14 protein-coding genes are annotated in these 22,822 nt (G+C 37.7%); 5 read left to right on the forward strand and 9 right to left on the reverse strand.

Annotated elements, in window-relative coordinates; all coding sequences use genetic code 11:
* Positions 1-20: 20 nt before the first annotated feature.
* From J1905_RS06940 to J1905_RS06975, 8 genes are all read right to left on the reverse strand, one after another.
* A complete protein-coding gene (locus J1905_RS06940) occupies positions 21-1,202 on the reverse strand; it encodes an AGE family epimerase/isomerase (protein ID WP_214226554.1) in 1,182 nt (393 codons plus the stop codon).
* Between the two features lie 11 nt (positions 1,203-1,213).
* On the reverse strand, positions 1,214-3,289 hold the full coding sequence (locus J1905_RS06945) for a GDSL-type esterase/lipase family protein (RefSeq protein WP_214226555.1): 2,076 nt from the start codon (positions 3,287-3,289) through the stop codon (positions 1,214-1,216).
* A gap of 2 nt (positions 3,290-3,291) precedes the next feature.
* A complete protein-coding gene (locus J1905_RS06950) occupies positions 3,292-4,866 on the reverse strand; it encodes a sialidase family protein (RefSeq protein WP_214226556.1) in 1,575 nt (524 codons plus the stop codon).
* 29 nt (positions 4,867-4,895) lie between these two features.
* On the reverse strand, positions 4,896-6,143 hold the full coding sequence (locus tag J1905_RS06955; protein WP_214226557.1) for an MFS transporter: 1,248 nt from the start codon (positions 6,141-6,143) through the stop codon (positions 4,896-4,898).
* A gap of 39 nt (positions 6,144-6,182) precedes the next feature.
* Positions 6,183-7,361, reverse strand: coding sequence for a kelch repeat-containing protein (locus J1905_RS06960; RefSeq protein WP_250318026.1), 1,179 nt, complete (start codon positions 7,359-7,361; stop codon positions 6,183-6,185).
* Positions 7,362-7,380: 19 nt separating this feature from the next.
* Positions 7,381-8,310: a dihydrodipicolinate synthase family protein gene (locus tag J1905_RS06965; protein ID WP_214226558.1), complete on the reverse strand. Its 930-nt coding sequence runs from the start codon at positions 8,308-8,310 to the stop codon at positions 7,381-7,383.
* 79 nt (positions 8,311-8,389) lie between these two features.
* Complete coding sequence (nanU, locus tag J1905_RS06970) at positions 8,390-9,934, reverse strand: SusD family outer membrane lipoprotein NanU (RefSeq protein ID WP_214226559.1); 1,545 nt, start codon at positions 9,932-9,934, stop codon at positions 8,390-8,392.
* Between the two features lie 18 nt (positions 9,935-9,952).
* The gene (locus J1905_RS06975) at positions 9,953-13,243 is read right to left on the reverse strand and encodes a SusC/RagA family TonB-linked outer membrane protein (RefSeq protein ID WP_214226560.1); all 3,291 of its coding nucleotides are present in this window, start codon (positions 13,241-13,243) and stop codon (positions 9,953-9,955) included.
* A 172-nt stretch (positions 13,244-13,415) separates the two neighbouring features.
* Here J1905_RS06975 and J1905_RS06980 point away from each other — a divergent pair, with 172 nt between their 5' ends.
* Positions 13,416-14,120, forward strand: a complete 705-nt coding sequence (locus tag J1905_RS06980; RefSeq protein ID WP_214226561.1) for a FadR/GntR family transcriptional regulator — start codon at positions 13,416-13,418, stop codon at positions 14,118-14,120.
* A 44-nt stretch (positions 14,121-14,164) separates the two neighbouring features.
* Positions 14,165-16,342, forward strand: a complete 2,178-nt coding sequence (locus J1905_RS06985) for a bifunctional alpha,alpha-trehalose-phosphate synthase (UDP-forming)/trehalose-phosphatase (RefSeq protein WP_214226562.1) — start codon at positions 14,165-14,167, stop codon at positions 16,340-16,342.
* A 1-nt stretch (position 16,343) separates the two neighbouring features.
* Here J1905_RS06985 and J1905_RS06990 read toward each other — a convergent pair whose 3' ends face one another.
* Positions 16,344-18,128, reverse strand: coding sequence for a glycoside hydrolase family 15 protein (locus J1905_RS06990; protein WP_214226563.1), 1,785 nt, complete (start codon positions 18,126-18,128; stop codon positions 16,344-16,346).
* A 381-nt stretch (positions 18,129-18,509) separates the two neighbouring features.
* Between J1905_RS06990 and J1905_RS06995 the strand changes: the two genes are divergently transcribed.
* The 3 genes from J1905_RS06995 to porV all read left to right on the forward strand — a co-directional run bounded on the left by J1905_RS06995 (position 18,510) and on the right by porV (position 22,764).
* On the forward strand, positions 18,510-20,885 hold the full coding sequence (locus J1905_RS06995; RefSeq protein ID WP_214226564.1) for an ABC transporter permease: 2,376 nt from the start codon (positions 18,510-18,512) through the stop codon (positions 20,883-20,885).
* A 207-nt stretch (positions 20,886-21,092) separates the two neighbouring features.
* Positions 21,093-21,593, forward strand: coding sequence for a T9SS type A sorting domain-containing protein (locus J1905_RS07000; protein ID WP_214226565.1), 501 nt, complete (start codon positions 21,093-21,095; stop codon positions 21,591-21,593).
* A gap of 4 nt (positions 21,594-21,597) precedes the next feature.
* Positions 21,598-22,764, forward strand: coding sequence for a type IX secretion system outer membrane channel protein PorV (gene porV, locus J1905_RS07005; protein ID WP_214226566.1), 1,167 nt, complete (start codon positions 21,598-21,600; stop codon positions 22,762-22,764).
* The last annotated feature ends 58 nt before the right edge of the window (positions 22,765-22,822 follow it).

Raw genomic sequence — 22,822 nt, forward strand, 5'->3', positions numbered from 1 at the left:
CTTATTTTCAGTTAATTATATTATTTCAAATATTCAGTCAATAAAGACAGACAATACCATTCTTGCCTAGGTAAATGGAAAGGCCCTTTAAATAGGTTCCCTTTAGCTGTTTGCGCTAAACTACCATCACGGTGCAAATAACCAAACCACTCCCCGTTCTTTGGATCATGGAAATGCTGATAAGCATAATCATGCACCATTTTATGCCATTTGGCATATTTCTCGTCTCCTGTAATTGTATAAGCTAACAATGTAGCTATAATCACCTCATTATGAGGCCACCAAAACTTCATATCCTGCCAGTATTCCTGAACCGGCTTGTTATATACATCTCTAAAATATAGGATACCACCATGCTCTTTATCCCATCCACGTTCCCACATATAATCAAGCATTTTGCATCCTAATGCAATTAAATGAGGATCGTTATTTCTGAATTTAGCTTCGTGAAGTATAAACCAAGCACCCTCAATTGCATGGCCTGGATTTAAGGTTCTTCCATCAATATGATCTACTATGCTTCCGTCTGTTCCTACTTGCTCCATAACACATTGAATGTCATCTTTAACAAAGTATTGCTCTATTTCGGCAATCCATTTATCAATCCATTCATCGCAACGCGGGTCGCCAATAGTTTCCCTTAATTGCTGCGCAGTATTCATCATAATCATCGGAACACCGATTCCTTTGGTTGGTCTTGTGCCTGCAAACTTTGCCGGCAATAAGCCTGGAGTGGTTGAGTACTCTATGCATTTGCCAAACAAATATCTTGCTTTAGCTGCAGCTTCCTCATCGCCACTAGCTTTAGAATAAGCTGCATTGGCAATTACGGCAAAGGTTTCCGAAAAGTAATAACGTCTTTTACGAATAGGTTGTCCATCACGGGTTACATGAAAAAACATCTGTCCATCTGCATCGAAGCAATGATTGTTTAAAAAGTCTATTCCCGACTTAGCACCATCAAGCCATTCTTGTTTTGGCTCTATGGTATTATACAAAGTTGACAAAAGCCAAGCTGCCCTACCTTGTATCCAAACGGCTTTATCATCATCAATTAAACTTCCGTCCTCATCGCGCATTAATAAATAGCCTCCATACTCTGTATCTATCGATCTTGGAAACCAAAAAGGCACAGTGTCGTTTAATAATTGATTGTTGTAAAATGTTTTAAGGTTCTGTAAATCCTGGGCGGTATAGCTCATAGTGTAATGTTTTAATTTAATGGGATTGAAAAAGTTGAAGCTGGTAAACCTGCTTCATTAACCAGGTTTGCACGGGTAAATGGTTGATAAGCGTACTGCACTTCTCTTATAATTTCGCCTTTTGGTATTTTTAGTATTACTTGGTTTTTAACTAAAACAGCCTCGGGCGTTAAGTGAAAACCATTTCTATTAACTAACTGAAAGCCAACTAATCGTGCTCCTCCTTGTGTAGAAAGGCTTTTAGCACTGGTAAAAGAAAGTACAATGTTATTATTCCCTTTTTTAGCGCTTAAAATAATCGGGCCATTGGCAGTTATAGGTTTACGATAAGTGTTTTTTAGGGCCAAGATTGCAAGTCGCTCACCTACTTCCATTTTTCTGTTAGGATGTACATTTAAAGAATCACCAACATCTGAGCTCACTACCATACCACTATTGGGTATAACTTGTAGTAATTTACGCTGGGCATCTCTGAAGTATGGCCATGACGGGCGATCTATACTTGAAAGCTGCACATAGTAAAATGGAAAATTGTATCCCCACTTTTTACGCCAACTATCTACCAATATGGGCATTGTGTGCTCATAGAAATCTACATTTTGGGCGTTGCTTTCTCCCTGATACCATATTACACCTTTTATTGGGAAGTCGGTTAGTTTAGCTATGCCTGCTTCATAATTGTATATTGGCTCATAAGGATGGCGTTGTTTAGGATTTGTTGCTTCTTTTAAATTAACATCTGCGCGACCTCTGGCCCATTCTTGTATAAAATCAGATTTACGCCAGTCTGTAAGTACATCAACCAACTGCTCATCGTGCTCCATTGTGTACCTGTCTACCCATGATTCTATCGTTGAGCCACCAACTGCAAGTTGTATTAAGCCAACTGGCACTCCGGATTCGGTGGATACTTTCTTACCAAAGTAATAGCCAACTGCCGAAAAATCAGCTGCAGTTTCTGAAGTAGTTGCAGTCCACTTTCCTGAAAAATAATTAAGTTGATTTACCTGTTGCAAAGTCTGAGCATCCCAGGCTGCATCATTTGTTTCTGCATACTGGCTAAGCTTAAACAACCTTATATTCTTATCAAGCTTCATTCCAGCCAGTTCCGACTTTCCTGTTTTAGCAGCACTTAAGGGGAAAGACATATTTGACTGCCCAGAACATAACCAAACATCACCAACAAGAATATCAGTTAATGAAATGGTTTTATTACCAGATTGTACAGTTAACTCATATGGCCCACCATGTTGCATTTCTGGAAACTGAACCTTCCACTTGCCATCACTATCAGCCGTAGCATTGAGGTTTTTATGATTAAATATAACCTTTACTTGCTCGTTGCTATTTGCGATACCATAAATTTTTATGGGTTTATTTCTTTGAAGTACCATATGATCTGTAAAGATCTCTGGAAGCTTAAGTCCACCGTAATTACCTGTTAAGTTCCCATAAACAGTTTTTGCAATAATAGCCGCTCCTTCTTTATCAGGATGCAGGTTATCAGCAAACAAATCAGGCCGATTGTACAAAGCAACTGTCAGGTTAATTAATCCTGTATTGTTATTTTTAGCAATCTCCACAATGCGTTCCTGAATTTGCCAATACCAATCTCTTGTACCCGATTTAAATCGTGGATGACCATTAAATATGGGTGTAAGCTTACATACAAATAACTTTACGTTAGGATTCTGCTTCCTGAGCGTATCCAATAACCATGCATAGTCAGCCTCAAAATCACCTTTAAATTCCGGCCAATCTCTGGGGTCAGTATCATTTAAACCAAGGTGCACAATGGCAATATCTGGCTTAAAAGCCATTGCATCTTCAAATTGCTTAGTTTTAAAATAAGGCCTATGCCCTTTTTTTAAAAGAGTAGCACCACTTAATCCAAAGTTTTTAACCTCATATTTTTGTCCTAGCAAACCCTGTAATACTGAAGGGTAAGATTCTGTACCAGGATCTTTTAAACCATAGCCAAAGGTTACGGAGTTTCCTATACACGCAACCTTTACTGTTTGGCTGTACGAAAACAATCCAAACGGCATTAGAAGTAACAATAAAAAGATTAATCTCTTTGAACACATAATTATTTAATAATATCGTTTACCGGAACCCTAACAAATAGTAAACTACTGATGCCTTCGTACAAAACACCAATCGTATTGTCGTCAATTTTTGTGAGTGCAGAGTAACCAAAAGATTCACGATCATCGATGAGTAATTCATTTGCAGGCTGCCATGTTTCGCCCATATCCAAACTAGCTTTTATCGTGATGTCTCTTCTTGGTCCTTTTGACACATTTGGATTACTAAAGAACAATACGTCCTTCAACACGCCCTTCACCTTAACTTTTGCTTTAATAAAACTGCCCATACAAACCGGATCTGCAAGTGTATTGTACGAAGTTGAATGTTCCGTCCAGCTTTTACCCATATCAATTGTTGTAGCAACACTTCTAAATTTGCCCCTATTATCTCTCATATTAAGCATTATAGTTCCAGGAGTAGTCTCTACCAATTGACTTTCAGTAGTATTAGATTTTGCACCAATCCCACTTTTCCATGTTTTACCATGATCATCACTATAAACCAATGTTGAGTGCGGCATTTTTTGAGTATCCCAGTATTGCGCCGGAAAAACAATCTTGCCATCAACCATTGCAATACCGTTTCCAGGACCTGGGAAAAAGATTCTCCACTCAGGGTTCTTTATCTGAGCCGTAATGCTATAAGGTTTGCTCCAAGTAATTCCATCATCAGTACTGCTAGTTACCACAAATTGTCCCGTTTCATCAGGTGTAAGTCCTGGTCCTGAACCGGCGATAGAGCGGTTTCCTTTACTCCATAAAGCAGCAACCCAGATAGTTTTAGTAGCAGGATCAAACAGTACAGAAGGATCGCCAATACCACTATTTTCATTAGGGCCTCCCATATCCATAATGTTTTTCATGGCCGCCCATGTTTTTCCTCCATCTACACTACGGCTCAAGCCAACATCAATATTTGCAGGAAGATCGCCACTATGGTCATAACGGATATCATATACAGAAATTAAAGTTCCTTTATCAGTAGTAACCATTCCCGGAATACGGTAGGTATGTACATTTTCATCTTTTGGTTTACGCAAGGCAATACCAATGGGTTTTGCTACTGTCTTACTCTGATTAATTTTATAAACCATACCTAATAAATCGGTAAAAGCATCTGCCCTAACAACTAACCTGTCATCAATGTTTGCATCGTCTTTTAAACTAACACTTAACCAGAAATAATGAGTACCCGACTTTAGCTTTGCATCAAGCGGAATGCTAAATTTATTGCCTGAAGGAACAGTGCTTCCAATTGATTGAGCACTACTAAAGTCAGGTTTTTCATTACTCTGATAAACTTCGAGTTTAGCGATATCTTTTGATGATTCTTTATTTAAAGACCCGTAAAGGGCTTTATAAGTAATTTCTTTATCGCCTGCAGGTATACTTACCTCAATGCGAAGGTAGGAGTTTGACTCCATCCTTTTGAATATTGGATTTACTGTTGAAACAGCACTTATTTTTATAGCACTAGCACCAGTTTCCAGGTATATTTTTTTACCACATGAGGTAATAGCTAAGGCTATCGCTATAGCTAAAAAAACTTTATTTATATCTCTCTGTATCTTCATCTTACATAAATCTATTAAACTGAAAAAAATTAAGCATCTACAAAATCATTATGCTTTGGTCGTAAAAAATAAAGCTGAACAGCTAATGCAATCACTACAATTCCTGCAAGCATCGCGAAATCCTTACCAAGATTACCTTCATCTGATGACTTGCCTAGCAAATCAGTTATAAAAGCACCAAAGAACACACCGGTCATGTTCATTAATCCGTATGCTGTAGCCCTATATCTGGCCGAAACAAACTGACACAAAATGGGCATATTGTTGGCATCAAACATTCCAAAGCCAATACCAAAGCAAATGGCTGCCCCTACAACATGAAAGAGGGAATGGCCAAAACCTAGTAACAACAACGATGGAATGGTTAATGCCAAACCAATAGCACTAGTATAAATACGCCCTTTAATATTTTTCTGCACCCATTTATCAGACAAAATTCCACCAAAAATTACCCCTAAAAAAGAAGAAGCCGCTATGGTAATGGTTGATAACGGACCCGCAGTTGCCATAGGAATATTGAGGTTTTGTGCAAATAGCGTGGGTAGCCAATTCTTTGCTGCCCAACCGGGTAAACTTGGAACCGCGAAATAAAACAAAATAATCCAAAAGGAAATATTCGTAAATAGCAACGCTAGTCCTTTAAAAAGTGATGGTTTAACCGTTAATTTTATCGTATCGGAAGTTATTTCGTCATCCCCTACTTTTTTCTCTCTTAAAAAGAAAACTAATATAAATGAATAGAAAACACCGGCAATTCCGAACCAGTGAAACGTTGATTGCCAGGAGAACATACTTGCAACAGTAGCGCCAAAACCTCCCAAGGCCTGCCCCATATACAATCCAGTCATGTGAATACCTATAGCCAAAGATCTTGTTTTTGGGGAATGGAAATCAGCTATTAAAGACAAGCCGGCAGGAATATAAAGCGCCTCACTTACGCCCATAATTGCCCTTAACCAATAGATCTGATTAAAAGTTTCGGCATACCCCATTAAAAAAGTAACGGCCGACCAGACAAATAAGCTCCCTACAATTAACCATTTCCTGTTAAACTTATCAGCAATAATTCCTGAAACAGGGCTCATCAAGCCATATATCCATAGAAAAATAGCCATCAGGTAACCAAAATTTGTAGCTGATTGCAGTTCTGCAATATCGACCTGCATCGCTGACTTCATTGTCGACAACATTTGTCGATCCATATAATTTAATAATGCCACCACCCACAGCAATCCAACAAGCACCCAGGCATAATTATTTGTATTTTTCTTTAGCATATCATTATTGTTTTGAAGCCCAATGAAACCATCAAGTGCTTATTTCTTTATGTGACCAATTTTGATCGTGCCAATCATTACCGATGGTGTTCTTACGCCGGGTTTTATTTCTCCGTTAGATAAAACAATATCACTTCCCCATTTTGTTGCAGTAGTAGTAACATGAGCAGGAAAAGGTAATTCGCCTATTTTACTCCATTTATTTGTGTTAATGTTATACACCAATTGCTCCTTATAAAACCCTTTGTGATTAACATTTAACTTGTTCTTTTCCTTAGTAAGTTTATCCTTTTCTTCTTGGGATGTTGTCTTCGAAATTTGCGAAATGTAGTTCTCTATCTTATGAAAAACCGAACCATTATCGCCTCCTGAAACCAATATTAAATTGTCACTTACAGCAACTCCGGCACCAGCCGAAAAGGTTGTTGTATGTTTGCCATCAGATATATTAGCCATTTTTTGCCAATTACCTTTAGCTATATCATAAGCAAAAGTAGTATTGTGTAAATCACTAATTCCTGATGGAGTTTTAGTGCGACCACCTATTACAAAGATCCTATCAGATTGAGCAATTACCAAGGCATTTGCCAATTGAAGTGGCAGGCTTGGTAATTCCTGCCATGAAGCATCTTTAGCATTCAAATCAAGCTTATAAAAAGCACTTGAAGAGCCCTTTTCCATATCACCACCAACCAAATAAACTACATTACCAATATGGGTTAGTCCGGTATTTGTAATTGCAACAGGCAGATCAGGTAATGGTTTTATACTAATATTTAAATTCTCAGCAGTCCAAGTAATGAGGTAAGCCTTTTTAGATAAACCATCTTTACCCTCTCCTCCAGCATATACAACCCCCGAATCAGTGGATGTATTGCCACAGTAGGCAATTGGATGAGGTAATTTCGCAGATAAGGTTTTGGTACTCCAAACATAACCACCATTTTGCTTAAGCAGGATGTGAATATTATTGGAATAAAACTTACTCCCTCCTTCCCAAGGCATTTTATCAGGGAAATTAGCGCCGCCAGCTACCAGAAGTGCATCATTAAAAACAGCATTAATTGCACCTGCAAAACCCAATGATGTACTGCCATCTGCATTTTGCAGTTTTGCAGCAGTACGCCATTGTACCTGCTCTATAGTGGTTTCCTGGGCAGAAACATCAGTAAACATTAGCATAAAAGGGATTGATAAAGAGAATAAGTATTTGTTCATAAGCCTACGTTATTAAAAACTAATAAGGCGCGTTTGATTTGAAAGTATCAAAATCAAGCCCCGCAACATCAGATTTGAACTGTTCAAACTGATCATTATCCATATTCTTAACCGGCAATCTAAATTCGCCACAATCTACTCCTACTACTTTCATATAGGCCTTTCCTGTTGCTATACCGCCATATTTACCAAGTAGCCTAATCATATCAATCGACAACTGTTGTAATGACTGAGCCTTTTTATGGTCGTTATTTTCAAATGCCTCAATCATATCGTAATACAATGGTGCTGCGTAATTAAATGTACTACCAACCGCCCCTTTAGTACCCAATACTAAAGCAGAAAGCATATTTTCATCACGGCCCCAAAGCATATCATATTTTCCATCTTTAAAGCTCATACAAGATAAGAAATCCATAAAGTCTTCGTGCGTATATTTTACGCCTGCAAAGTTTTTGATTTTACCGTCTACAGCTTTTAATAAATCATACATTGCAAAACCTACTCCTGTTAATACAGGAATGTGGTAATAGTAAAATGGCATATCTGGTACTACCGCAGCAATTTCAGCACATGCTTTAGCCAGCATATCTACATTTGCAGGTTTAAAATAGAATGGTGCAGTAAATGAAATGGCATATAGCCCAATCTGTTTAGCATACAAAGCAAGATCTTTACAATCTGTAATGCTTGTGCCACCTAAAAACAACATCACTTTAAAATCCGGATCATCTTTAGTACATATAGCCCATGCCTGAGCAACCTGCTTTTTCTCTTCGGTAGACATTGAAACTCCCTCTCCGGTAGATCCGCAAATGAAAGCACCAGTAACCTTATTGTGTTTTAAAAATCTATAGTAATCTGGAATAATATTTAAGTTGATGGCTCCACTTTCATTCATAGGAGTAAAAGGAGCGGCAATTAAGCCTTCGAGCTTATTGAAAATCATATGTGTATATTATTATTGTAGTTTGTAAAATTAGTGGTAGAGGGTGTCTAAAAAAGGAACACCCTCTTAAAATTATTATTTAAAATGCAGGATAACCATCAGTTTGGGTAAGTGCCCGGTTATTCGTTAAAGATGTTCTGTCAATTGGCCATAACAATTTATAAGCCTCCGATGATGACAAACCTGTTTTAGCAAACACGTAGTTGTTCCCCATGCGTCTTAAATCATACCATCTTTTTCCCTCTCCAATAAACTCTAATAAACGTTCCTGAAGTATTGCTTCTTTAGGGTCGCTATCTATAGCCTGATTAGGATAACCATACACCGCTTCACTGTAATTAGTGCCATAAGCTCTTGCTCTTACAAGATTAATCTCCGCTGCCGGACTTTCACCCAACGCTACCTTAGCTTCTGCTAAAAGCAACAACAAATCAGCATACCGATAAATTGGAAAATCATTAGTATAAGCTCTGCTTCCCGCATTTTGTTCTCCTAGATATTTTTTCAAGAATGCACCTGCAATTTTAAATATACCTGCCGAAGGCTGAGAATAAGCCGCCTGAATAGTTAAGTTTTTACGGGTATCTTTATCATCAAACTTTCTGTAGGTAGCTATTTTAGTTGGGATTCTTAATAATCCACCATAATTATCAGTAACTACATCAAACTTTCTGTTAGCTAAAGAATCGTAGAAGTTAACAATTAAACTTGTCTGCGGCACAAAGTTTCCGATGAATGGCAAAGTAGCTTCGTTAAGTTTATTTCTTGAAGCAAAAATAACCTCATTGTTATCTTTACCTGTTGATGAAAATACATCGGCAAAGTTAGACAACAAAGATAATGTCGGGGCACCTGACTGAATACTTGTTAATGCTGTTTTTGCAACATTTGCATCTGCTGTACCACCACCCCTATAGCTGGTCCACAAATAGACTTCTGCATTTAACATCTGAGTAGCAGATTTAGACCAGAATCCTTTTTTGTTCTTAGCAGAGAAAGAATAATCAGATCCAAAGTTTTCATTTGAAAGATTAATATCTGATTTAATCAGGCTCATTACATCTGCCTCGGAAGATGCAGGTTTAGCTAAATTTGAAATATCAATATCAACAGTTGGATCTGTTACGACTACTACCTTACCCCAACTTCTGTACAGTTGATAATAATAATAAGCACGCATACCGTAAGCTACACCTAAATAATTCTTCTTTGTAGCGTCAGATACTATGGACGTAGAGTTTAATTTGCTAATCAAAAGATTGATCTGATTAATGTTGTTATAAAACCCTCCAAAATTACTTACACCAGAATTGTCTGCATCCAATGTATGCAACCACATGCGCTCCATACCTTGAGTCGCTTCCCCTGTAAAGGTAGCTGTTGTTCCCAGGTCCGTTCCATATATATCGGCACGTACCTCTCCAAGAAACTCAAAATTGCCGGTATGTTCGCGAAAACGTGTATGTACACCACTTAGGAAAGCATCAAACTGATCAGCAGTTTTCCAGTAACTTGCATCACTTAAGTTACTTATTGGACTTAAATTTAAATCTTTTTTACAAGAGCTTAAGGCTATTGCACTAATCCCTAAACAGATTAGAATATTTTTTATGTTCTTTTTCATATCGCTAAATCTTAAATATTAGAAACCAACTTGTACACCCATAATAAATGATCTTGCAGTTGGATATGTACCTGTGTAAATACCGGTAACTACACCATCTGTATTAACAGGAGGCTCTGGAGAAGGGCCCGAGAACTTAGTAATGTAAAACAAGTTACTACCGGTTATATAAACCTTCATATTTGAAAGAACCTTTGATCTCTTCACTAAATTATCAGGTATTGTATAAGCAAGTGTAACCTCTCTTAAAGCCAGATAATCGCCTTTTTCATAAAATCTCGAGTTGTTACCATTCAATACACCATTAGCATTATTTGCTCTTGTATAGTTCTGTTTCGAACCACCAACCTGATCTGCATAATAAACCTTTGGAATGTCGGTAACCGTATTAGTTGGCGACCAAGCTTGTTTTTGTAACTCAATGTAGTTAAACGTACCTTGATAGTTACCCAAAGTTCTTGCAACTAAATCATTATAGATAGTATGACCGATTGCAAAATCCCATCTGTTATACATTGATAAGCCTTTGTAAGAAACACTGGTATTAAAACCACCAGTCCATTTAGGAAAAATATTACCCAAATAAACCTGATCTCTTGAATCGATAATGTTATCTCCATTTACATCCTGCCAGTTAACATCACCAGGAGTAATACGGCCATTTTTACCAGCAGCTAAATTTGGTCCCGTAATACCAGCTACAGCGTCAGTACGGTTTCCTGCAACCGCAGCAACCTCAGCATCATCTTTAAAAATAGACAATTGCTTGTATCCATAAATATCACCTAAAGCTTGTCCTTCCTGCAAACCTCCAACCCATACAACTTGTCCGGATTTAGGATCAAAAACCTGTAAACCACCCTGCCTGTTATTCTCATTACCATTAAAAGGTAATTTTAAAATCTTGTTTTTAACAAACGAAGCATTTACACCAGCATTAACTTTCCAATCATTTTTATCAAATATGCTGGCATTAATAGCAAACTCATAACCTTTATTCTGATAAGTACCAAGATTAGTTCTTAGCGATGTAAAACCTACATAGCTAGGCAAATCAAGATTAGTTAACAAATCGCCTGTTCTTCTATCGTAGTAATCGAAAGTTAAGCTCACTTTGTCTTTAAATAAGCCCAAATCTAAACCTGCGTCAGTAGTTTTACTTTTCTCCCATCTTAAGTTTCCGTTTATTACTCCGGTATTTAAGAAACCTGCAGCACCATTATAGTTGGTTTGCAAAGCATAAACACCTTGAACCTCATAACGACCTAATCCTGCAACATTACCATTCTCTCCATAACTGATACGTGGTTTTAAAGAAGAAATGTAATTGCTGATACCCGAATTCATGAAGAAGTTTTCTTTATGTACGTTCCATCCAGCAGACATACCAGGGAAAAATCCATTTCTATTATTTTCAGCTAAACTAGAAACACCATCTAATCTAAATACAGCAGAGAACAAGTACTTGTTGTCGTAATCATAAGCAAAACGTCCTAAAGCTGAAAGGATTTTATATTGAGATTTATTAGAAAAATTGCTTCCCGCAGCAAAAGTTGTTGAAGCATTTGCAGTAGGAATATCATCTGTTGGCGCATTCTGACCAAACACCTGCTGTGCGAACGAATTCACATTGAAATACTCACCACCGCCCATTACATTAAAATTATGCTTACCTCCTATGGTTTTACTATAATTTAAAATAGCATTGTATTGAGTCTGAAAATCTCTGGTAAATGCATAGATAGAGTTTCTTGTACTATTTCCTATTGTTCCAGAAAAAACGTTGGCATAGGTTTGGGTAGACTTCTGAAAAGATTGATCTAATCTTTCATTTAGATAAGCATTTCCGGTAGCCTTAAAATATAAACCAGGAATGATATCCCATTTTACGGCTCCATTAACTACTACCCTGTTTACCTCATTGCTACGATCTAAACGATTTAACCAGTATAGCGGATTACCATCAGTAACACCGTTACCTGGGTTAGGAACTGTCTTAGCCTCATCTAACCAAGGATTGAAAGTAGGCCAGATGGCCATGTTACGATATAAAGTATTTACATCCCCACCAATAGCACCTATTTGCGATGAAGTTGACAAACTTACTCCGCTGGTTACTTCAACATTAGGTTTAACTTTATAAGAACCATTTATATCGCCAGTATATCTTTTGTAGCTAGAACCTACAATTACACCATTTTCATTGTAAGCATCAAATGCGGCAAAGTATTTCCCTTTATCATTTCCACCACTAACATTTACATAATGATCTTTGGTGTAGGTGTTTCTAAACAATACATTCTCAACCTCACCACCGTGATCTTTATACATGATCTGACCGCCATAAGGATCATCCAACACACCCCATCCCGAAGGCAAAGTTGTAGTACCTGCAACATATTTTTTAATATCAAATGTTGCAAGGTCAGCAGCATTTGTAGAAAGGCCTAAACCTCTTGAAGAATTAACCTGATCTAGGGATCTGCCTGCATTCAAATAACCTAAACGGGTATAATAGATGTAATCTTTAGCATCCATATATTTATAACCCTCTCTGTTTTTGTTATAGCCACCAGTAAATTTATAAGAGATCTGAGCTGACCCTGCTTTTCCGGTTTTAGTGGTAATCAAAATTACCCCGTTGTTAGCACGTGCACCATAAATTGCAGTAGCAGATGCATCTTTAAGTAATTCAATAGATTCAACATTCTCCGAAGCAATGTCATTGTATGCCCTAACAACCCCATCTACAATAACTAAAGGAGCACCCGGACTATTAATTGAAGCACCACCGCGCAATAGAATTAAAGGAGAAGCACCCGGCTGACCAGTGGTATTGACCACCTGTAAGCCTGAAACAGTTCCTTGCAATGCACTACCTATATTAGAACGTGGAGTACTTGCCAGAACCTCTTTATCCAGCTTAGCTATAGAGTTGGTTACATTTCTACGGTTTTGAGTTCCGTATCCAACTACCACTACCTCATCCAGTCCCTGAGTATCTTCTAATAGGTTTACATTTATAGTAGTTTGATTTCCAACTATTATCTGTTGGCTGATAAATCCAGTATAACTTACTACTAATACATCTCCGCTTTTTGCAGAAAGAGTGTAGCTACCAGACTCGGTTGTAGCAGTTCCGATTTTTGTTCCTTTAATCAAAACACTGGCCATAGGTATACCCTGCCCTTTGGCATCTGTTACCCGCCCAGATATTTTAATATTTTGGCCTAGTGCAGTAAGCATTGTCATGCTTGTAATTAACGTTAGTAGGACTTTGCTAACGTACTTTTGGTAAAGTCTTTTCATTACTATATTGGTTAGGTTTAGTATTATGTATAACATAATGACTCTAAGTTGTAACTTATTTTTCTTTAATGCAAGAATTATTTTCATTTTTTTTATTAACATTGTACTGAAATACAAGCTAAATCTTTATTTTTAGCTATTCTAACCAAGAAAATTATATGTAATACATAATATGACAACTGACGCTACCGAATCCTTAATGCAATTAGATACCAGCTCGCTGGTTGATAAAGTTGAAGCCAACCTTGTAAACCTCCTAGTAGAGAGGAAATTAAAAGTTGGCGACCTTATACCTACAGAACTAGACCTATCAAGAAGTCTTGGAGTAAGTCGCACCGTTGTGCGCGAAGCTTTACTAAGAATGAGAATGATGGGACTAATAGAAACAAAGAAAAAGAAAGGCTCTATAATTACCAGCCCAGATATCTTTGGTATTATGAGCAAAAGTATGAATCCTCATATTTTAGATCAGGGTACACTAAAAGAGATATTTGAATTAAGACTAGTACTTGAAATAGGAATGGCTGATTTCCTTTTCCAACGTGTTACTCCCAAAGACATAGAAGAATTAAAAGAAATTGTAAAGAACGAACCTGATACTGCAAAAGACCACATCTTTAATATAGACCACGAAATAGTATTTCATGGTAAACTATATGAAATAGCAGGGAATGAAACACTAAAACGTTTTCAAAAAATGCTTTTGCCTGTTTTTGATTACGTACACAACAGCGGTTTATTAAAAAAACCAGCTCAAATACAGAAATTTGTATCTCATAAAGGGTTAGTAGATATCCTTGAAAATGGCTCACCAGAGTTGTTTAGAAATGGAATGAGGAATCACCTCGAAAACCATTTCTTAAGAATCTTTAGTTAATTTATTAAAACAATCAGGCTTCGTCTTGGTTGTTTTAGTATAATATGCTAACTAATAACAAAACAATCATTCTATCAAACCGTTTACCAGTTAAGATTACAGAACAAAACGGTGAGTACATACTTCGATCAAGTGAGGGCGGCCTGGCAACAGGATTAGGCTCAGTTTATAAACAAGGAAACAATGTTTGGATCGGTTGGCCCGGCATCGACATACCAAAAGAACGGCAAGGAGAAGTCAAAAAACTACTTGCCCCTCTTAATCTTATACCTGTTTTCTTAACTACCGACGAAATCAATCTATACTACGAGGGATTTTCTAACGAGATACTATGGCCTGTATTTCACTACCTCACTACCTATGCAAACTTTGAGCAGCAATACTGGGACTCCTACAAAGCTGTAAACGAAAAGTTTAAAGATGCAGCAATAGAAGCAATTAACGATGGTGATACCATTTGGATACACGATTATCAGCTGCTACTTTTACCTTGCCTCATCAGAAGAGAAAAGCCACTGGTTACCATAGGCTTCTTCCAACACATTCCTTTTCCCTCTTATGAAATATTCAGACTAATACCCTGGAGAGAGGAACTGATCTCAGGAATGCTTGGCGCAGATTTACTAGGCTTCCATACATTTGATGATGTAAGACATTTCCTAAGTGCAGCATCCAGATTATCAACCAGTAAATTATCTGATAATGTGATTATTCATAAAGACAGGCAGGTTGTTGTAGAAGCTTTCCCTATGGGAATTGATGCAGATAAATTTGAAAGTTTAACCAAACATGCAAAAGTAGCTAAGCACTCTGCTTCATTTAAAGCCAATCAGAAAGGCCTTAAAATTATGCTTACCATCGACAGATTGGACTATAGCAAGGGCATACCTCAGCGTTTACAAGCAATAGAACTATTACTCCAGCTTCATCCAGAGTATAAAGAAAAGATAGCACTGTACATGGTTGTTGTGCCATCAAGAGATACAGTGCCTAAATACAAGGAGCTAAAAGATCAAATAGATCAGTTGGTAGGTAATATCAATGCGCGTTTTCGTACAATGGACTGGCAGCCTATCCATTACTTCTACAGATCGTTTTCTGTTGAATTCCTTTCGGCGCTATACAGCACTGCCGACATTTGTCTGGTTACTCCCATGCGAGACGGAATGAATCTGGTAAGTAAAGAATATGTAGCCTCTCGAACAAATAACGACGGAGTACTGGTTTTAAGTGAAATGGCGGGCGCATCTAAAGAGCTAAACGATGCAATAATTGTTAATCCAACCAACATTGGCGAGACCATGCGCGCAATTGTACAGGCAATGGAAATGCCAATTGAAGAACAAATTACACGTATGACTAGCATGAGGCATATTGTTAAAAAGTTCAACATCAACCTATGGGTTAAAAATTTTATGGATAAACTAAAAGAAGTGAAAGAACTGCAAGAGTCTCTACAAACAAAACATGCAGTGCAATCAGTAAAAGATCAAATAGCTGCGGATTATAAAAAATCAAAGGACAGGTATATATTTTTAGATTACGACGGAACCCTTGTAGGTTTTCAAGGTGATATTGATAAGGCTTCGCCAGATGAAGACCTATACAAGCTACTAACTAAATTAAGTACTGATCCTGCAAACCGTGTAGTGATTATCAGTGGGCGCAGGTACCAAACTCTGGAACAATGGTTTGGCCATTTAAACCTGGATATGATTGCAGAACATGGTGCCTGGCAGAAACATCTTAACGAAGAATGGAAAGCGCTTCCCCTATTAACTGACAAGTGGAAACAAGAGGTTAAAGCCGTATTAGATACCTATACCGATAGAACTCCCGGCTCTTTTATAGAAGAAAAAAGTTATTCGCTGGTATGGCACTACAGAAAAGTAGAAAAAGGTTTAGGTGAATTACGTGCCAACGAAATCACCAATCACTTGCGGTTGTTTATTGCCGACAAAGGTTTGCAAATGATGGAAGGAAACAAGGTTATTGAATTTAAAAATATAGAAGTTAATAAAGGCAAAGCAGCGCAAAACTGGCTATACGGACAGAATCCTGATTTTATAATCGCACTTGGCGACGACCATACAGATGAAGACATCTTTAAAGCCCTACCGCCCGAAGCCTATACTATAAAAGTAGGCAGCACTATTTCAGCTGCCCGATATTACTTAAGAGATTACAAAGAAGTAAGAGAGCTACTTAAATCTTTGGTTTAATTTATAAAAACACTGGTCTATCCAATTTAATCGCAATGCGATGAGCCGCATTCATCAGGCCAACATGACTATAAGCCTGTGGGAAATTGCCCCACTGGCTTCCATCCTTTTCATCAACATCTTCACTAAACAACAGCAAGTGATTGCAATAATCTATAATAGATTCAAATTCTCTTATCGCATCATCCAACCTACCCACACAAGCCAGCGCCTCAATGTACCAGAAAGCGCAGATCAAAAAGGTTGTTTTAGGCTTACCAAAATCATCGGTATGCAGGTACCTATAGAACAATCCATTTTCTGCTTTTAGCTCTTTTTCCAATGCAATCAAATGATCCTTGGCTCGTTGAGAATTCGGATCCAGATAATTCATTAATATCAATTGCAAAGTACTGGCATCCAGATAAGGACTACCAACCGCGTGGGTATAAACCTTTCGCTCAGGATCATAGCAGTCTTCTATATGCTTGGCAGCCTTATTGATTAGCACTATCGCCCTATCCTCAAATTCCTTATTCTCAATCATCTTAGCCATTTTCAAAGCAGCATTTGCACCAGCCCACTGAAACAAATTGGTATAACAGTGTACATTGGCAATACTGCGAAACTCCCATAATCCGGCATCCTTTTCATCAATAGTCCGCTCAATTTTGCCCAACAAATAATCTAACCACTGAGCCGAATCCTGTCTTTCCTTAAAAACAAACCTATAGTCAGTGTAAAGCGGCAGCATAGAAACCAGAACTTGTCCGTAAATATCATTTTGAATATGTTCATATGCCTGATTACCTACTCTGACGGGCTTATTTCCTTGATAGCCTTTAATATTCTTCAGTACCCGTTCAGTAAGCACCCTTTCCCCGGCAATACCAAATAACGGCTGATACCTCACATCATCTCTAAAAGAAATATCGGTGATGTAACCAAAATATTTCTCCATTTCTTCAAAATGGCCAATGTGGTTTAAAGAGGTAATTACATAATAAGTATCTCGCATCCAGCAATATCGATAATCCCAATTCCTTTTACTCCCCGGCGATTCCGGTAAACTTGTGGTACTGGCAGCAATTATTGCTCCTGTATCCTCATACTGATGTATTTTTAATACCAGCGCAGAGCGGATCACCATATGCTGATAAAAGCCGGCAATTGTAGAATGTTTAATCCATGTTCTCCAATACCTAATTGTTTCTCTTAAAAACCGTTCGGCAGTACTTACTATAGGGGCATCAAGCTCATGGCCATAAGTTAGTATTAAATATTTAGGCTCATTTAAAGCGAAAAACTTCTCATCTTCAATATAGCTGAGCGAAATATTAGTGCTTAACTGCATATCCTCGTCGGCTCCGTTAAACTCTATATGATTGCTTCCGCGATGTCCTTTTTGTTTTGTAGAACCATAATTATATACTGGTTTACATTTTACCCTAACCCTTGGATTTCCTTCAATCGTTTCTATTTTTCTAATCAGCATTAAGGGTTTATAATACCGTTCATGCTGATAAAATCTGGGCGAGAAATCGGTTATTCTGTATCTGCCTTCGGAGTTGGTTATTTCGGTGCAGAGAATATTGGTGTTCTCCAGATAAAACTGTTCTGAAGTAAATTCGCCACTAGGGCGAATAGAAAACTCACCGCCTTTATCTTCATCTAATAATCCGCCGAAAACGAATGAGCTGTCAAACCTTGGCCAGCATAGCCAATCAACATTGGTATTTTTATTAATATGTGCTAAATAAGCGCAATTGCCAATAATTCCCGTCTGATAGGTGTGTCTCTCTGTCATCTATAATTCAATTGGTGTATGATAGAACAACAAGAAAATTCGTATATTGTTCTTTATAATGCGCAAAAGCCTTTTTGTTGGATATCAAAAATGTAGCAATATTGCTTAAATCACTTTTCAGTTTTCGAATGTAAACTATAACTTGTTAGACTCAACTCAGACTCAAGTCAGACTTGCCTCAGACTCTGGTTAGACTACAGCCTAATACAATCCTGTTTTAATACTAATTATATTTTGAGGTTAATCTCTTTCTTGTTCGTATGTGAACATACACTGTTCATATTCGAACAGTAAACACTACTGTTTAACTGTCCTTTAGTATATTAGATTATATTTTCGGAATGGCATACCAATTGAATTAACTGTCGAAACTACCAAGCCATGTTTAAACACCATCTGCTACTGATCTTCAGAAACTTTAAAAAATATAAAAGTTCTTTCTTTATTAATCTCATTGGGCTAAGTACCGGACTCTCCTGTGCCCTGTTTATCTACCTATGGGTAAATTCTGAAATGAGTATGGATAAGTTTCATACTAAAAACATTTACCAGGCTATGGAGAACCAACGTACTTCGGATGGGATCAATACTATAGATGGCACATCCGGACCTTTAGCAGAAGCTTTGGCAAAGGAAATGCCGGAAGTAGAAAACGCGGTTACAGTATCACCAGATTACTGGCTGGCAAAAAGCAAGGTTACCATAAATGGTCAACCAGCCATTAAAGCCGCAGGCAGATTTGCCGGTCCTGACTTCTTTAAGGTATTTTCCTTTCCGCTTGTTACAGGCAGTGCAGATCAAGTGCTGAAAGAGAAAAACACAATCGTCATTTCAGAAAGCCTGGCCAAGAAATTATTCCAAACAACTGATGTTGTTGGAAAGGAAATGGCCTGGAGTAATATAGAGGTCAATAAAGAAAATCCGGTTTTAATATCCGGCGTTTTTAAAGATTTACCTGCTACATCTTCAACTCAGTTCGACTTTTTAGTTTCGCTTGATGCAATTATGAGCCCCGGCTCTAACTTTACAAATTGGCGTAATGTTGGGCCAAATACATTTATAACCTTAAAAAAGGATGCCGATCCTAACCTATTCAATAAAAAGATTCGTGATTTTATAAAACAAAATAATAAAGATGAGAAAAACCGCGAATTATTTATCAGGCCATATGCCGATAGTTATTTGTACAGCAATTACGAAAACGGGGTTCTTGTAGGTGGCAGGATAGATTACATAAAATTATTTTCGCTCATCGCTGTCTTTATTCTGGTTATTGCCTGCATCAATTTCATGAACCTCTCTACCGCAAAAGCCTCCAGGAGACTAAAGGAAGTAGGTATAAAAAAAGTAATGGGTGCACAGCGCGGTACACTTATACTGCAATACATGGCCGAATCCATGTTACTCACTTTTATGGCATTGTTCATCTCGCTTCTTGTTGTTGAGCTGCTGCTACCACAGTTTAACCAGATTATAGGCAAACAGGTAACACTGCATTATGATACTACGCTTATTGCTGCCTTATTGGGGATCACTGTTTTTACAGGCCTTATCTCGGGTAGTTATCCGGCATTATACCTTTCAGGACTAAAACCATCTGCCGCCCTAAAAGGAAGACTCAACCTCAGCTCGTCTGCATTATGGACACGACAGGGGCTTGTTGTGTTTCAGTTTACCCTTTCAGTTGTCCTTATTGTTGCCGTATTTGTGATTTACAAACAAATTGAATACGTCCAAACTTCAAACCCCGGTTTTAAAAAGGACAATGTATTGTATTTTGAAACGGAAGGAAAGCTTCAAAACAGAGCAGACTTTTCTATCGAAAAAATTAAAGAAATACCTGGTGTGCTTAATGCATCCAGTATAAACAGGGAATTACTTGGCGATTTGAATTATACTTTCGGAGAGTTCAGTTGGGAAGGTCGTGATCCTAAGGAGAACATTAAATTTCAAAATGGGGATGTAAATGCTGGCTTTATTGAAACCGTTGGAATGGAAATGGCTACCGGCCGCAGCTTTTCTAAAAAGTTCGGTTCCGATACTTCAAAAATTATGATCAATGAAGCTGGCATAAAAGCAATGCGACTGAAAAATCCTGTCGGCAAAATATTTAAATTATGGGGCAGCGACTTTGAAATCATTGGTGTAATAAAGGATTTTCATTTTGAATCAATGCACCAGCCCGTAAGGCCAATGTACTTAAGGTATAAGCCCGAACACACAAACAGAATCATGGTAAAGGTTGCGCATGGACGAGAAAAAGAAGTTATTGAAGAGCTTAAAAAGTTCAATGCTACATACAATCCAGGTTTTACTTTGGACTTTAAATTTCTTGATCAGGATTTTCAGGCTCAGTATGTTGCCGAAAACAGGGTCGCGTTACTTTCAAGATACTTTGCTATCCTGGCTGTTGTAATTTCATGTTTGGGGCTATTTGGTCTGGCTACATTTACAGCCGAAAGAAGGTTAAAGGAAATCGGTATCAGAAAAATATTAGGTGCCAGCAATTATAATGTAATTTACACCTTGTCGAGAGATTTCACAAAACCTGTAATCGCTGCTATACTAATAGCTTTACCACTAAGTTATGTGCTTACACAATACTGGTTGAATACTTTTGCCTACAGAATAGATTTGAAACTCTGGTTTTTTGTAGCCGCAGGATTTACCGCTTTGGTAATTTCCCTTGTTACGGTGTTTTATCAAGCACTTAGGGCAGCCAGAATGAGCCCTATTACTGCTATTAAAGAAGACTAATTTCACTTTCATTAATTTACGGTTATCTAAACCCGGTTGCACAAGCGTAACCGGGTTTCTTTTTTTTCAAAGAAATGTCATTTTATTTCTATATTGGTCAAAAATTTAATATGTCGTAAAAAAAATTAACATTAATATATATATTTTTAACAATCCATAACCTATTTATTCCTAATAACCTAAACAACTAATTAACCAACGTTTTCAATGAAAAAAAGATATTTACCAATTATTAGTATGTTCGGTATTACTGCCGTAGCCAACGCCCAACAGGTAGAACTACCACGTTCCGTTGTAGCTAGCGGTGGGAGCTCTGCTACCATAAATAATACTATTTTCCAGTACACTATTGGCGAAACTTTAATAACCGCCATAGAGAACTCACCCCTCTTGGTAACCCAAGGCTTTCAACAACCTGAGCTTAATAGTAGTACACCACCTATAGAAGCTCCCTTAATTACAGGTTTTATTGTTTACCCTAATCCGGCAAGCAGTCAAACTAAACTTGAATTTGATCTGATAAATGACGACTTGGTAAACATCCAACTGGTAAATAATGCCGGACAAACAGTCAGAAACATCTCTTTAAAAATGTTAGCAGGTAAGGCAAATTACATTTTGCCTTTAAGTGGTTATCCTTCTGGCCTGTACTATGTGGTTATCAAAGCCAGCAGAAGAACCTATTCTGAGAAACTGGTTATACAATAAGCTTATGAAAACAAACATTTACCTCACAGTAAGCCTGTGGGGCTTCTTCGCATGTTATTGCCAAAACGTTTTTTCCCAGCAAGACAACAGAGTAGTTCAAAGTGGTGCTGCTTTCCTAATGCTAAGTGCTGATGCCAGAAATTCAAGTGTAGCAGAAGCAGGTACAGGTTTAAACGTAGATGCAAATGCATTATACATCAACCCTGCTAAGATCACTTTTGGAGAACCGACAAGCATCAGCGCATCCTATACCTCATGGATGAGACAGGTAAGTAAAGATTCTCATTTAGGTTACATTTCTGCATACAGAAAATTGAATGACAGAGAAGCAATTGGTATATCTATAAAATACCTCGACTTAGGATCGATTTCATTTAGAGATGATGCAGGTGGGCTAATAAATCAGTATAAGGCCAACGAATTTAGTATCGATGCCAGCTATGCTCGCAAATTTGGTGAAACTTTTGGAATGGCCTTAACAGCGAGATATTTTAGAAGCGATATAGGAAAGGGAACTTATAACAATATTGAACTTAATCCGACAGATGCATTTGCTGCCGATATATCCATTTACTCAAATAGGGAGTTGCAAGACGGCCAGTACTCCAGAAGTTTTAACTGGGGAATAAACTTAAGCAACCTTGGTAGTAAGCTTAAATATTCCGATAACCAAGCCTCCTTTTTACCTACCAATTTAAGGATTGGTGCAGGCTACAACTTTTATGCAGCTCCAGAAAGCAGGCTTACACTTTTATTGGATATTAACAAATTGATGATCCCTACCCCACCCAGGTACAAAAAAGATACTGATGGCAATTTTAACCGGGAAATAGAAAAAGGTAAAGACCCAAACAGAAGTGTTACCAGCGCTTTATTTACGTCTTTATTTGACGCTCCAGGTGGTTTTAAGGAAGAGCTTTCGGAATTTACAATTGCCGGAGGTTTGGAGTTTTCTTACTACAACCGCTTTTTTATCAGGACAGGATATTTCTACGAAAATCCCGAGAAAGGCAACAGGCAGCATATTGCAGCCGGACTAGGTCTAAACATCAATCCAATCAGGATAGATGTAAGTTATATATCCCCAACTGAGAATCGTTATGTGCTCAGGAATTCCATGAGATTCACACTCAGCTTTACTCCGGGAGCAGGTAAAACATCATGGAATTAACATCATTATAAGAAAATCTAACCACTTAAAAAACAAAACGCACTTAAAAATCATACAT

This window comes from Pedobacter sp. B4-66, from assembly GCF_018492665.1.
Taxonomy (GTDB): domain Bacteria; phylum Bacteroidota; class Bacteroidia; order Sphingobacteriales; family Sphingobacteriaceae; genus Pedobacter.

Coding starts and splice junctions, on each gene's coding strand:
- nanU (WP_214226559.1), bottom strand. CDS start 9,934: ATGAAAAAGAACATAAAAAATATTCTAATCTGTTTAGGGATTAGTGCA.
- J1905_RS06950 (WP_214226556.1), bottom strand. CDS start 4,866: ATGAAGATACAGAGAGATATAAATAAAGTTTTTTTAGCTATAGCGATA.
- J1905_RS06980 (WP_214226561.1), top strand. CDS start 13,416: ATGACAACTGACGCTACCGAATCCTTAATGCAATTAGATACCAGCTCG.
- J1905_RS06940 (WP_214226554.1), bottom strand. CDS start 1,202: ATGAGCTATACCGCCCAGGATTTACAGAACCTTAAAACATTTTACAAC.
- J1905_RS06960 (WP_250318026.1), bottom strand. CDS start 7,361: ATGAACAAATACTTATTCTCTTTATCAATCCCTTTTATGCTAATGTTT.
- J1905_RS06975 (WP_214226560.1), bottom strand. CDS start 13,243: ATGAAAAGACTTTACCAAAAGTACGTTAGCAAAGTCCTACTAACGTTA.
- J1905_RS06965 (WP_214226558.1), bottom strand. CDS start 8,310: ATGATTTTCAATAAGCTCGAAGGCTTAATTGCCGCTCCTTTTACTCCT.
- J1905_RS06945 (WP_214226555.1), bottom strand. CDS start 3,289: ATGTGTTCAAAGAGATTAATCTTTTTATTGTTACTTCTAATGCCGTTT.
- porV (WP_214226566.1), top strand. CDS start 21,598: ATGAAAACAAACATTTACCTCACAGTAAGCCTGTGGGGCTTCTTCGCA.
- J1905_RS06955 (WP_214226557.1), bottom strand. CDS start 6,143: ATGCTAAAGAAAAATACAAATAATTATGCCTGGGTGCTTGTTGGATTG.
- J1905_RS06990 (WP_214226563.1), bottom strand. CDS start 18,128: ATGACAGAGAGACACACCTATCAGACGGGAATTATTGGCAATTGCGCT.
- J1905_RS06995 (WP_214226564.1), top strand. CDS start 18,510: ATGTTTAAACACCATCTGCTACTGATCTTCAGAAACTTTAAAAAATAT.
- J1905_RS06985 (WP_214226562.1), top strand. CDS start 14,165: ATGCTAACTAATAACAAAACAATCATTCTATCAAACCGTTTACCAGTT.
- J1905_RS07000 (WP_214226565.1), top strand. CDS start 21,093: ATGAAAAAAAGATATTTACCAATTATTAGTATGTTCGGTATTACTGCC.